This window comes from Alphaproteobacteria bacterium LSUCC0719 (assembly GCA_040839025.1).
Lineage (GTDB): Bacteria > Pseudomonadota > Alphaproteobacteria > Puniceispirillales > Puniceispirillaceae > UBA8309.
In genome coordinates this window covers 1-12,836 of sequence record JBFPJN010000007.1, presented here as the reverse complement: position 1 = coordinate 12,836, position 12,836 = coordinate 1, and the positions used below count along the sequence as shown (strand labels likewise).

10 protein-coding genes are annotated in these 12,836 nt (G+C 57.7%); 4 read left to right on the top strand and 6 right to left on the bottom strand.

The window, feature by feature from the left end; translation table 11 throughout:
• Positions 1–17: 17 nt before the first annotated feature.
• The 5 genes from AB3X55_11965 to galU all read right to left on the bottom strand — a co-directional run bounded on the left by AB3X55_11965 (position 18) and on the right by galU (position 6,406).
• The gene (locus AB3X55_11965; protein ID MEX0504304.1) at positions 18–1,235 is read right to left on the bottom strand and encodes an MFS transporter; all 1,218 of its coding nucleotides are present in this window, start codon (positions 1,233–1,235) and stop codon (positions 18–20) included.
• 45 nt (positions 1,236–1,280) lie between these two features.
• Complete coding sequence (locus AB3X55_11960) at positions 1,281–1,802, bottom strand: adenine phosphoribosyltransferase (GenBank protein MEX0504303.1); 522 nt, start codon at positions 1,800–1,802, stop codon at positions 1,281–1,283.
• Complete coding sequence (locus AB3X55_11955) at positions 1,792–3,954, bottom strand: malate synthase G (GenBank protein MEX0504302.1); 2,163 nt, start codon at positions 3,952–3,954, stop codon at positions 1,792–1,794. Before AB3X55_11955 ends, AB3X55_11960 begins: the two co-directional genes overlap by 11 nt.
• Positions 3,955–4,169: 215 nt before the next feature.
• Positions 4,170–5,555 (bottom strand): phosphomannomutase/phosphoglucomutase, encoded by a 1,386-nt coding sequence (locus AB3X55_11950; GenBank protein MEX0504301.1) that lies wholly within the window; start codon positions 5,553–5,555, stop codon positions 4,170–4,172.
• Positions 5,552–6,406 carry a UTP--glucose-1-phosphate uridylyltransferase GalU gene (gene galU / locus AB3X55_11945; protein ID MEX0504300.1) on the bottom strand — a complete coding sequence of 285 codons (855 nt, stop codon included), beginning with the start codon at positions 6,404–6,406 and terminating at the stop codon, positions 5,552–5,554. Before galU ends, AB3X55_11950 begins: the two co-directional genes overlap by 4 nt.
• Positions 6,407–6,509: 103 nt before the next feature.
• Between galU and AB3X55_11940 the strand changes: the two genes are divergently transcribed.
• From AB3X55_11940 to AB3X55_11925, 4 genes are all read left to right on the top strand, one after another.
• Positions 6,510–7,097, top strand: a complete 588-nt coding sequence (locus AB3X55_11940) for an SIS domain-containing protein (protein ID MEX0504299.1) — start codon at positions 6,510–6,512, stop codon at positions 7,095–7,097.
• A gap of 91 nt (positions 7,098–7,188) precedes the next feature.
• Positions 7,189–8,640, top strand: coding sequence for a DUF1800 family protein (locus tag AB3X55_11935; protein ID MEX0504298.1), 1,452 nt, complete (start codon positions 7,189–7,191; stop codon positions 8,638–8,640).
• Entirely contained in the window at positions 8,637–9,776 is a 1,140-nt protein-coding gene (locus AB3X55_11930; GenBank protein ID MEX0504297.1) for a DUF1501 domain-containing protein, read from the top strand. The genes AB3X55_11935 and AB3X55_11930 overlap by 4 nt, the downstream gene beginning before the upstream one ends.
• Before the next feature lie 138 nt (positions 9,777–9,914).
• Entirely contained in the window at positions 9,915–10,454 is a 540-nt protein-coding gene (locus tag AB3X55_11925; GenBank protein MEX0504296.1) for a hypothetical protein, read from the top strand.
• A gap of 89 nt (positions 10,455–10,543) precedes the next feature.
• Here the strand turns inward: AB3X55_11925 and AB3X55_11920 are convergent, their stop codons facing one another.
• Positions 10,544–12,283, bottom strand: coding sequence for a tetratricopeptide repeat protein (locus tag AB3X55_11920; GenBank protein ID MEX0504295.1), 1,740 nt, complete (start codon positions 12,281–12,283; stop codon positions 10,544–10,546).
• Positions 12,284–12,836 lie beyond the last annotated feature (553 nt).

Here is a 12,836-nt window from a genome sequence, read left to right as displayed (position 1 = left end):
GCTGTCCGTTTGACCTGCTAGCGCCGTGGCATCACCAGCCAACCGGCCAGCAGCATCAGAATGACGATTGCCATGCCGGCGCGATCGCTTCCGGTGGTGGTGACAAGCACGCCGTAAAGAAGCGGCCCGACAAAGCTTGTCGCCTTGCCCGAAAACATCATCAATCCAAACAGACTGGCACGCTGGTCAGCCGGCGCATGTCGCGCGACATAGGTGCGGGCGGATGACTGAAGGGGGCCGATAAACAGGCCAAGCGTAGCCCCGGCGGCCCAGAACACAGCCTCGCCAGGGGCCAGAATGGCTATCAGTCCAAGTGCCGACAGCGCCACAAGACATCCGCGCATCACCCGGACCGACCCGAACCTGTCATCCGCCATGCCGCCAAGCGCCGCGCCGATTCCGGCGGTGATGTTGAGAACAATCCCGAAGACAAGCACCATCGTCTGGGAAAACCCGAACACTGTGGCGGCGTAGATTCCGCCAAAGGCAAACAACGTCACCAGCCCGTCGGCAAACAGCATCCGTGCCAGCAGAAAGCGTGGCATGCCGGGAATCGTCATCGCCACCCGCAGGCTTTGGTGCAGGCTGGCAAGAAACGGTGTGGATGAACCGGTGGGTGGCGGGGACGGCACGACAAGGAATAGCGGCAGGGCAAAAAGGCATAGCCACAGCGCCGCAAAACACATGGTGATCCGGATATGGCCGGCATTTTCCTTGCCAAACCCGAAAGCCGGATGATCGGGAAGAACAAACAGCAGCAGAACGATCACCAGCGCGATGATCGCGCCGGCATAGCCAAGCCCCCAGGCAAGCCCGGACGCGCGTCCGAATTCATCTGTCCGTGCGACCGAAGGCAGCATTGCGTTGTAGAAGACAAAGCTGATTTCCATGACAAAGATCGACAATGCCGACAGGCCAAGCGCCAGCACGGCGAACGAGGCGTCAGGTTTGACAAACCACAATCCGGCAGTGGCCAGCGCGCCGGTTGCCGTGGCCACGGCAAGGCATGATTTTAGCGCCCCGCGCCTGTCGGCAAACCGGCCAAGAACCGGCGCGGCCACGGCAACGGCAAGGGCGCTTGCCGATGTCATCCACGCCCAGGCGGCGGTGCCTCCCTCGGGCATCACGGCGGTGGTGAAAAAGACGGAAAAGATGAAGGTGGCATGAAGTGTGGGAACGGGTGAACTTGCCCAGTCATAGAGTGACCAGGCGATCAGCCGGCGGCCGAGGCGCATGCCTTTCCTCCCACAGGGCCATGGCGGCGGCACCATGCCGCCGCGCTATGACTCGTAGGTTTGCAGGGCTGCCACCGGGCAGTCAAGACGCTGTCTTCCCTTCAGTCCGGTCAGCTCGATCACGCAGACAGCGCCGGCCAGAATGCCGCCACACTGGCGGACAAGCTGCGCTGCCGCCTCAAGAGTGCCGCCCGTGGCCAGCAGGTCGTCACATAGCACAACACGCCGGTCGCGGAGCTGCCGGCTTGCCTGAATAGACAGCCGCGCCTCGCCATATTCCAGCGCGTAGGCCTGTTCGATCAGCTCGCCGGGCAGCTTGCCGGCCTTGCGGACCATGACCATGCCGCAGTCCATGGACAAGGCCAGCGGCAGGGCAAACAGAAAGCCCCGCGCATCGACGCCGGCAATGATATCCGGTCGCATCGGGCGGGCCAGGTCACTGAGCGCCGCCATCGACTGGCGCAGCGCCGCCGCATCCTCGAGGATCGGGCTGATGTCATAGAAGGTGATGCCTTCCTTTGGAAAGCCCGGCGTCTTGGAAATGAACGGATCGGCGTTAAACGGCATTCTGCGCTTTCTTTTCAAGCCGCCGCGCATGAAGAACCGGCTCGGTATAGCCCGAAGGCTGTTCCTTGCCACGGAAGACAAGATCGCAAGCCGCCTGAAACGCCACCGATGAATCGAAATCCGGCGCCATCGGGGTATAGGCGCTGTCACCTTCGTTCTGGCGATCGACAACGGCTGCCATTTCCTGCATGACCGACATGACAGTGGCCTCGTCGCAGACACCGTGATGCAGCCAGTTGGCTATATGCTGGGATGAAATCCGAAGCGTCGCCCGGTCCTCCATCAATCCGACATCATGGATATCCGGCACTTTCGAACAGCCGACACCCTGATCAACCCATCTGACGACATAGCCAAGGATACCCTGCGCATTGTTGCGAAGTTCCTCGCGGATATCCTGTGGTGACCAGTTTGGGCGGCTGGCCACCGGGATCGACAGAATATCCTCGCGCCGTGCCGGGGTGCGGCTGGCAAGTTCCGCCTGGCGGGCGGCAACATCGACCTGGTGATAATGCAGCGCGTGAAGCGTCGCGGCTGTCGGTGACGGCACCCAGGCGCAGTTCGCGCCGGCCAAGGGGTGTCCGATTTTCTGCTCAAGCATGTCAGCCATGCGGTCCGGCATTGCCCACATGCCCTTGCCGATCTGCGCGCGTCCTGCAAGGCCGCAGGCAAGACCGATATCGACATTCCAGTCCTCATAGGCGCCAATCCAGGTGGCTCCTTTCATGTCTGCCTTGCGGATCATCGGGCCAGCTTCCATCGAAGTGTGGATCTCGTCGCCGGTGCGGTCGAGGAATCCGGTATTGATGAAGACAACGCGCGATTTCGCGGCGCGGATACATTCCTTCAGATTGACTGTTGTCCGGCGCTCTTCATCCATGATTCCCATCTTGATGGTATTGGCCGCCAGCCCGAGAACATCTTCGACCGCGCTGAAGATTTCGTCTGCAAAGGCAACCTCGACCGGGCCATGCATTTTCGGCTTTACGATATATACGGACCCGGCAGCGGAATTTCGCCCGGCCTTCAGATCCGCCAATGCCCCGGCAACCGTCATGAACGCATCCATGATCCCTTCCGGAATGTCGCTTCCATCCGCCAGCCTGATTGCCGGATTTGTCATCAGATGACCGACATTGCGCACAAGCATCAAGGCGCGCGCCTTCAGATGAGCCGCACTGCCATCAGCGGCGGTATAGGCGATATCATCGGCCAGCCTGCGGGTGACAGTGCGCCCGGCTTTGGTGAAGCTTTCCTCGAGTGTGCCGCGCATCAGACCAAGCCAGTTTGCATAGGCACAAAGCTTGTCCTCGGCATCGACAGTTGCCACTGAATCCTCGCAATCCATGATGCTGGACAGCGCTGATTCCGCAACAACATCATTGATCCCGGCCGCATCGTCACGCCCAATGGCGCCGTTGCTGTCGATCTTGATGATGATATGCAGCCCGTTATTGCGAAGCACCACCATCTCCGGTGCGCCGGCCGCGCCGCCATGTCCGGCAAAGGCACCGGCATCGGCCAGTGAATCCGCTTCATCACCGCGCCGCAGCACCAGACCGCCATCGGCAATGTCCAGTCCGGACACATCGGTCCAGCTGCCATTGACGAGAGGGAAGGTTTCGTCAAGGAAGGCGCGCACGCGGGCAATCACCTTGCCACCGCGGACAGGGTTGTATCCGGCCCCGTCAGCATCATTGTCAAACGGAACGGCGTCGGTGCCGTAAAACGCATCATAAAGGCTGCCAAAGCGTGCATTGGCCGCATTCAGCGCATAGCGGGCATTGGTAATCGGCACGACAAGCTGGGGCCCTGCAATGCTGGCGATCTCTGGATCGACACCGCTTGTCTCAACGCTGAAATCCGGGCCTTCCTCGACAAGGTAGCCAATATCTGTCAGGAAGTCTGTATAGGCAGCGGCATCAATGGCTGTTGCGCTATTGTCCCGCAGCCAGCTGTCAATCCGGGTCTGCATTCTGTCGCGTTCGGCCAGCAATTCGCGATTGCGCGGTGCCAGACGATGCACGGCCGCGTCAAACCCGGACCAGAACTGGTCCGGCGTGACCCCGGTTCCGTCGAACAGCGTGGTGTCGACAAAATCGGCAAGCTCTTCAGCAACCGAAAGGTTCGCACGCGCGACATAGTTAGGCATTACAGTCTCCAAGCTATGGATTGTCCGGGGCAAGAGAGCGCCACATATAAATGCTGCCGGTCACCTTGCCAAGTTAGTTGCGTCATTCCGCCAGCCTCATCCCGGCCTTTGCCTGATGGTTTCCCTTGTAGGGGTTTCCAATCGGCAATTGATTTTTGCATCGGGGATATTTGAACAGGACGGGTAATGACAGGATCTTAACCTGCGATAACCTTTCATGTGTACTGCCAGTCAAGCCCGGCAGCCTTCAGCGCTGTCTGAATTTCGTCGATCAGCCGGTCCAGTCCGGCAGCGCTGTCTGCCTCGGCCCGCGCCACCAGCGCCGCCTCGGTGTTTGACGCCCTGACCAGCCACCAGCCATCAGCGGTGCGCACCCGCACACCGTCAATGGCGTTGACATCCTGTTCGTCCCGCCGGGTCAGCACGTGGCTGTGGATATTATGCATGGTGTCGAATTTCCGGGTGTCCGGACAATCGATACGAAGTTCGGGTGTGGCATGCTGGTCTGGCAGTGAATCCATGAATGAGGTGATCGACTGGCCGCTTTCCACCATCTGGGTGATCACGCGCACGGCCGCATATATGGCATCGTCAAATCCGAGATATCCGTCCTTGATGAAGATATGGCCCGACATTTCACCGGCAAGCGGGGCGCCGATATCCTTCATCCGCTGTTTCATATGGCTGTGGCCGGTCTTCCAGATTTGTGCATCACCGCCGGACTCGGTTATCAAACGCAGTGCCGCCTCCGATGATTTGACATCCAGAATGATTGGCGCACCCCTGTGCCGGGGTGCAATTTCCTGTGCCAGATAGGCGGTCAGAAAATCCCCCGGCACCTGACGTCCGGTGGCGTCAATCACGCCGATGCGATCCCCATCACCGTCAAAGCCGATTCCAAGGTCGGCCCCGGCGCTGGCAACTTCGGCGCGAAGCAGGTCCAGCGTTTCCGGATCAACAGGATTTGGATGGTGGTTGGGAAAGGTGCCGTCGATGTCGGGAAACAGCACCTTGTGAACGCCATCAAGCCGACCAACAAGCGCTTCGGTCACCGGGCCGCTGGCGCCATTGCCACAGTCCCATATGACCGACAGTCCCGTTGCCCGGGCGCTGGCGGCAAGGCGATCGATATAGGCAGGCTGGATGTCCTGCCGGGTGACTGTGCCACCGCTTCGCCGGGTCACACCATCACGGCTTGCCGCGCCAAGCGCCACGATGTCATCACCGAAAAACGACTGGCCACCCATCACCATCTTGAAACCGTTGTGAGTCGGCGGATTATGGCTGCCGGTCACCTGGATGGCACCGCCTGTGTCAAGCTCGGCAGCGGCGAAATACAGCATCGGCGTCGGACCGCACCCAATATCAATGACCTCGGCACCGCCGGCCTGCAATCCTTCAATCAGCCGCGCTGCCAGCGCCGGTGATGACAGCCTGCCATCCCGACCAACGGCGATCCGCGATCCCAGATTGCGCTGCTGCTGCATGACAGCAAATGTCAGGCCGATGGCAAAGGCATCGTCGTCATGCAGCGTCTGCTGATAGATGCCGCGAATGTCATAGGCACGCAGAATTGTTGGATCGAAAGTGTGGTGGGTCATTTCACCCGCTCCGCCATCCAGTCGCGCAGATCATCTGCAAGTACGCCATTGGCAAGGCCGAAGGCGATATTCGCCTGCAGGAAGCCAAGCTTCGATCCACAGTCGAACCGTTCTCCAGAGAACCGCAGGCCTTTGAAAGGTGCGGCACCGATCTGCTTGGCAAGGGCGTCTGTCAGCTGGATTTCGCCGCCGGCGCCGCGCTCCTGACGATCCAATGTTGCAAAGACCTCCGGCGCAACAATGTAGCGGCCAACAACACCGATGGTTGATGGGGCCTCGCTGGGTTTTGGCTTTTCCACAAGACCCCGAACATCGACAATCCGGCCATCATCATCACCCGGCGTCACGATGCCATAGGCGCCGGTCTGGTCGCGCGGCACATCCATCACCGCCACCATGTTGCCGCCACTATAGGCGTCGACCATTTCCTTGACGCAGCTTTGTCCAAGGATCAGATCGTCTGCCAGAAGCACCACCACCGGACCGTCCCCAATCAGGTGACGCGCGCACCAGACGGCATGGCCAAGGCCGGCAGGCTCCTGCTGCCTGACATATTGCACGGCACCCGGGCCATGCATCATTGCCTTGACGAGATGCAGCGCCTCGTCCTTTCCCTTGGCCTGCAAGGTGGCTTCAAGTTCGAATGAATGGTCGAAATGGTCTTCGATGGCCGCCTTGTTGCGCCCGGTCACGAAGATGAATTCCTCGATCCCTGCGGCGGCGGCTTCTTCCACCGCATACTGGATCAGCGGCTTGTCGACGACGGGCAGCATTTCCTTTGGCAATGCCTTGGTGGCCGGCAGAAAGCGGGTTCCCAGTCCACCAACTGGAAAGATGGCTTTTTTGATCATCAGGTCATCCTTGCAGTGGCAGGCCTGTGTTGGTAGGCATGGATAACCGTGCAGGGATTGCCGGTCAAGATAGCAGGACAGGTTCCTGCAATGAAGGTAGGCCATGTCACAGTTCAAAACAGACTCGCTTCGTGATCTTCTGCTGACCTCTGCCGAGGTCAAACGCCAGACGGCGGATCGGTGCAGCGCCGCGGCGATGGAGGCGGCACACATGATTGCCACTTCCTTGCAGGCTGGTGGCAAGCTGATGCTGTGCGGCAATGGCGGGTCAGCGGGTGATTCCCAGCATCTGGCGGCCGAGTTTGTCGCCACACTGGATCATCGTCGGCCGCGCGCTGGCCTTGCTGCGCTGGCGCTGACGACCGATACGTCTTTCCTGACAGCCTATGCCAATGATTTCGGGTATGAAGGCGTGTTCAGCCGTCAGGTTGAAACACTTGGCAATGCGGGAGATGTACTGATTGCCATTTCGACCAGCGGCAATTCGGCAAATGTGCTTGCGGCCTGTATCGCGGCGCGCCAGGCGGACATAAGGACCATCGCCATGACCGGCGAGACGGGCGGCAAACTGGCGGATCACGCAGATATTCTTCTGGCGGTGCCGAGCAGCGTGACAATGCATATTCAAGAGGCGCATATCGCGCTTGGTCATGTAATCACACTGGCTGTTGAAAAGCTGATTGAAGTCTAGCCAGGGGCGATGCGCGGCGGCCCATCATCTGTCGATCCTCTGGTAATCAACCCTTTCTATACAGAGCATATAAATCTGTTATATTAGATTTATGAAAAAGGATTTTTTCCGAAAGATGGCGTTCGGGCTTGGCCCTGACGAGGCGGTGCCAGAGGACCCTGTCGCCTGGGCCGAGGCGCAGGTCGACACCGTGCCCCCATTGGTCTGGGACGGGGATATTCCAAGTGCCGATCAGCTTCTCGATGCGCGGGCAAAATTTGTCTATACCGACCGCAGGGTGATCCGCAAGGAGTTCAAGGGTGACCGCAAGGCCTATCGCGAGGCCAAAGACCAGCTTCGGTGGGAAACGGGTGAAAAATATTACGAGAATCTGGATCTTTCCATCCGGCACAACACGGCGCTGAAATCACAGGCACCGGTGTTCGAGCGGCTGTGGCTTTTCTGGCACAATCATTTCGCCATCGCCGAAAAGGACCTTCTGGCATCCTGGAATACCGGTGCCTATACGCGCGAAACGATCCGTCCGCATATGTGTGGCAGTTTCACCGATCTGGTAAAGGCGGTGACGATGTCCTGGACGATGATCCACCATCTTGACAACAGCGAATCCGTCGGCCCGAATTCGAAGCGAGGCAAGTGGCGCAGGCAGAATGGCGAGCCTGCCACGGTGAATGAAAACCATGCCCGGGAATTGCTGGAGCTGCATACAGTGTCACCTGCCGCCGGCTATTCGCAGCAGGATGTGGTGGCCCTGTCCTATATCATGGCCGGCTGGGGTCATGACTGGTCGGAAACGCGTGAGGAATGCAACCCTGTCGAGTTTGACGCCAAGAAGCACGAGCCCGGCAACCATATCGTCCTTGGCAAGCGGTACAAGCAGCGCGGCCTCAGCCCAAAAAGCAAACTGATTGACGCCATCGAGGGTCTGTGCGCGCATCCGATGTGTGCGGAGTTCGTATCAACAAAGCTTGTTCGCCATTTTGTGACTGACGATGTCACACCGGAAATGGCGGCGCCGGTTATCAAGGCCTGGCGGGAAACAGACGGTCACCTGCCGGCGGTATACAAGGCCCTGATCAGGGTGGTGTATGACCATACCGGGACGCACCGGAAATTCCTGAACCCGGAAGTGTGGATGCTGCAGAGCGTCAAGCTGGGTCAGGCCCCCTGGCCGCCGCAACCCGAAGACATGAAGTACGATTTCAAGAGTAAACCAAAGGGAATACTGAACAGGCCGCGATCCGTGATGTGGGAGATCGGGCATCATCCCTACCGCCCGGCGCAGCCAAACGGGTGGCCTGACACCGAGGCCGAATGGTTGTCTCCTGAATTGCTGATCCGCCGGCTTGCGCTGGCCAAGCGGATTGCCGACGACACCAGAATACGGCCGGCCTTCGACAGCTCCATCGCAAAGAATTTCGATAATGCCGCTGATGTCATCGACTATCTGAACACATGCAAGGGTAATGGGGCGGGCGACTATGTCGCCGCGCGCACCGATGGCATCTATCTGTTTCCCAGCGAGTGGATGTTGAAGGTATGAGAGTGAACAGACGAGAATTCATCGCCGCATGCGGCTCTCTCACACTTGTGGGGTCACCGCTGTTCAATGCCCGCGCCGCGACGCTGGCCAAACGAAATCTGGTGATTATCATGCTTCGCGGCGGCATGGACGGCCTCACCGCCGTACAGCCGCGCGACGGTCAGATGAAGAAGGCGCGTCCCGACATTCTGGTCGAGGGTACAAAGACGCTGACCTCGGATTTCAACCTTCACCCCCGTCTCAAGGCGTTCCATGAATGCTGGCAGGAAGGAACCGCAGCGGTCTATCACGCCACTTCCATTCCCTATACCGGGCGGTCGCATTTCGACGGCCAGAACCTGATGGAAACAGGCGCGCATATTGCCTATGCCGAAAAAACGGGTTGGCTTGGCCGCGGCATGGATGCCGCTGAACTCGACGGTCTTGCGGTGTCGCTGCCGATGCCGCTTCTGCTTCGGGGCAGCACAGGTCTCGACAACTACTTCCCGACCTATATGCGTATGCCGTCACAGAGCGCGTTGGAGAACATTCAGGCATCCTACACGCCTGGATCCGATCTGGCCCAGACTCTGGACAGAATCCGGCATCGCCCGGGCTCGATGATGGTCCAGCGTGGTGGCAACAAAGCCCATGAACTTGCCAAGGTGGCGGCAAACGAGCTGGCGCGTGAGGACGGGCCCCGGATCGCGGTGTTCGATCTTGACGGATTTGACACCCATGCGGCGCAGGGCGGAAGCGATGGCGAACATGGCGAGCAGCTGAACAATTATGACAGGGTACTGTCCGTCCTGAAGGCCAATCTTGGCGATTCCTACAACAACACGCTGATCCTGACGCTGACCGAATTTGGGCGCAAGGTCGAGCAGAATGGTGGTTATGGCACCGAGCATGGGTACGGAACAGCCATCCTGATGGCCGGCGGTCTGGTGAAAAAGGCCGATATCCATGCTGACTGGCCGGGATTGCGATCAAAGGATCTGTTCGAGGGCCAGGATCTGAACGCCACGGTCGATGCGCGGTCAATCTACTGCGCTGCGATGGCCGCCTGTTTTGACATCGATTTCAATTTCATGAAGAAACATGCCTTCTGGGACGAAGATCTGACCGACGTCACGGAAACGCTGTTCCGCGTCTGATGGTCCTGTATCATGCCGGATTGTCCCAACATCGGCATTCTGCGCGAATTGGCATGAATGTTGCTGGCCAAACGTATGTTTGGCGATAGATCACAAACTTCAAGATTATCCGGGCCCGCCCTTGTCGGTGGGTGTTTGATGGCGCTGTGTCTGTCGTCATCGGCCTGGGGTCAGACCGGAGTTTCGACCCAGACCGGAGTTTCGGCGACGCGGCTGGCAACCCTGCCCGCAAACGTTGCCCCGGCAGGCCCGGAGTCCGGGCCTTTGTCGCATCTTGAAGGCCAGCCGCAGCTGGCCAAACATCTGTCTCGCATCAATCAATTCCGCACCCTGTTCCGCAATGACAGCCAGCGGCCGCCGCAGCAAAAAGAGATGGCATCAGGACGGCTTATGGCGGACGCCGCGGTGGTCCCCCGAACCGATCCCACTCCGGAAACCAATGTTGCCGATCTGGCGATCACGGCATTGGAAGAATCCCGATCCGCAAGGCGATATCCCTCAACATTCTATCCGGGCGTCGGTGTGGTCTTTGCGCTGAAGACAATCAGCAATCTGTCCGAGGACAGCATGATCAGCGCGCTTCGTACCGGTGCCACGCCAATCTATGACCAGTCTGGCGAGGTCATCGGGGTGCAGCACCCCAGGACCGGCCTCTTGCTTGGCGGCCGCCGAAGCTGACATGGCCGAAAGTGGCGACCAATATTTTGTTTCGGGCATTGCTTTGCATGGCTTAGATACTTATCCACCCAAGACAACGACCTTTAGGCCTATAACTGGGCAAGCTGATTTTTCAGGCTAGCCAGAGCCGGCATCCAATCCCCTGCCGCAGGTTGCCGATGGAGAGTCATGTTTGGATACCAAGGTGTGGTCGATCCGGAAAGCTCCCATCGCCAGTCAGGAACATGAGGCAGCAGAACCATCGTTGGAAGACCCAACGCACCAGCCAAGTGGGCGACACTCGTATCGACGCTCACTACGGCATCAAGTGTGCTGCAAAGCCCGGCTGTATCGGCAAAATCTCCCAATTCCAGCATTTCTATGGTTGGTGAAGTTGGCGCGTTGAAAAGCGCCCTTTCTGTAATGCTGATATCCTTTTGTAACGCCACATAATCATGCTCGGTGGGGAGAAGAGGCACCAGGCTTTGCAAAGCAATGCTTCGGTTATGATCGTTGACGTGTTTAGGATTGCCACGCCATACCAGACCGATCCGCTTTGTTTCTGTGCGAGGAATCTGCTTGGCCCACTTCGCGCTCACTGCTGAAGGAGCGCGAAGGTATTCTCTTGCAACCGGCAGGCTAGTCCAGTAAGGGGCCATCAGATGTGCCAGGCTCATCAATGAGCATTGATAGTCGCCGCGGTCCCGTTTGACCAATCGCATCGCCTGATCATCTGTGAATTCGATGAACTCTATGCAGTCAAAGCTCTCAGCGAACAGATTCTTCAGCCCGCGTTGGACCAGAACCGTAATTCGCGTTGTTGATGGGTCGAGGAGATTTATGAAGCGCAGCATCATAATGCTGTCGCCAAATCCCTGTTCAGCATGAACAATTAATCGTTTGCCATCCAATGAGGCCTTACCGTCCCAAGCGGGTTCCGGCCCATCATACATGACTTTGAATTGTGTCTTTAGCCGCAGTCGCCATTCTGCAGCTTCAAACCCAGCCTTCACATTACCATCAAGAAAATGTGGAAGCGATTTCAGATATTGAGGCTCAGGGTTCTGCGGATCCTGATCGACTGCGCTTTGAAACCAAGATGCGGCTATGTCCAGTGCGTGGCGATTGATATGGCACAGCCCAATATTGCACATGGTGGATATGTGATTGGGTCGTAGATGAAGCGCCCGTTCATAAAATTGTATGGCTTCGTCAGACAGGTTGGTGTCGCGGCAGATATTTCCAAGGCTATAGATAGCTTCGAAGTGATCGGCATTTTGGCTAAGAATTCTTTCAAAGCAGGAAGCGGCGCGGACATTCTCCTTCAGAGCCCGGTAAGCACTGCCGAGAAGAAACCAGAAATCTATATTGCTGTCGTCCCGGTCTACCAAAAACTGAAAATGTGAGACTGCCTCCTGCGCCATGTCTGCTTTAAGACATGACTCACCAAGCTTGCGGATTGTGTCGATGTCAGCTGGCCGTAGATTTAGCAAGGCTTTGAATTGCCTGATAGCCTCATCGTATTGGCCCGACTGGTAATAGAGATTGGCAAGATTATGTAGTGCGATGTCGCGCTTCGGATCCAGTCGCACAGCCTCGGCGAGGTGACGTTCTGCTCGCGCGAAATCGCCTGTCGCTGCAAGGGCTGCACCCGCAAGCTCGTGTAGTCCGGGCACCCCGCGATGTTTCCTGATCAACGGTAGGGCCTTCTTGATTACTGGCCCGTATTTACCCTGTTGAAACAGGCTTAAAAGCTGCGAGATGTCCTGTTGTCTGAGTGCCACCACAACGCCGCCATGAAATACTTGTAAGACCCGGTTTGCAATGGTCTGACCATCGATCTTGCGCACGCCATACCGCTAGCCATTAGCCACCAAAGCCAGATTGTATGAGCTTTATATAGTATCAGGTCTAGGTTTCTTGATATTTTTGTCCGCATTTGCCCATTGAATGGTGTCACCGAATTCCATAGGTGCAGACCTCCCAAGATGCGTGATAGCATGCAACCCCGTTGTTGATATGGGTTTACATGGTGACAGAAGGCATAAAACACACTGTCCTTCCGGTATGTGAATTGCGGATTGTGACCTACCGTTCCGTATTCCAGTAGCTATCATATGAGCTGTAAAACATAGCCACCTTCGGCCACAGCTCGTTCGCGGGTCGCAAGGCCCGTCCGGGGTACCCCATATTTGTGCAGGTACGACCGAGAGGGATTGCTGGCGGGTTGTTTTCGGAATGTAAAACGGATGGTCGAAAAGGAATGCTTCAACGGTTCACGCGACGAAAAGCTGTTGGTCGTTCCTAAAGAGGTGGTAAAGGAAATGTGGAAATGGCAAATCTGAGCGGTTCAGATTGATCTCAAAAAGCCCTTTCTCATAGGTGATCTCATCGACAAGACCA

Coding starts and splice junctions, on each gene's coding strand:
- AB3X55_11965 (MEX0504304.1), bottom strand. CDS start 1,235: ATGCGCCTCGGCCGCCGGCTGATCGCCTGGTCACTCTATGACTGGGCA.
- AB3X55_11960 (MEX0504303.1), bottom strand. CDS start 1,802: ATGCCGTTTAACGCCGATCCGTTCATTTCCAAGACGCCGGGCTTTCCA.
- AB3X55_11955 (MEX0504302.1), bottom strand. CDS start 3,954: ATGCCTAACTATGTCGCGCGTGCGAACCTTTCGGTTGCTGAAGAGCTT.
- AB3X55_11950 (MEX0504301.1), bottom strand. CDS start 5,555: ATGACCCACCACACTTTCGATCCAACAATTCTGCGTGCCTATGACATT.
- galU (MEX0504300.1), bottom strand. CDS start 6,406: ATGATCAAAAAAGCCATCTTTCCAGTTGGTGGACTGGGAACCCGCTTT.
- AB3X55_11940 (MEX0504299.1), top strand. CDS start 6,510: ATGTCACAGTTCAAAACAGACTCGCTTCGTGATCTTCTGCTGACCTCT.
- AB3X55_11935 (MEX0504298.1), top strand. CDS start 7,189: ATGAAAAAGGATTTTTTCCGAAAGATGGCGTTCGGGCTTGGCCCTGAC.
- AB3X55_11930 (MEX0504297.1), top strand. CDS start 8,637: ATGAGAGTGAACAGACGAGAATTCATCGCCGCATGCGGCTCTCTCACA.
- AB3X55_11925 (MEX0504296.1), top strand. CDS start 9,915: ATGGCGCTGTGTCTGTCGTCATCGGCCTGGGGTCAGACCGGAGTTTCG.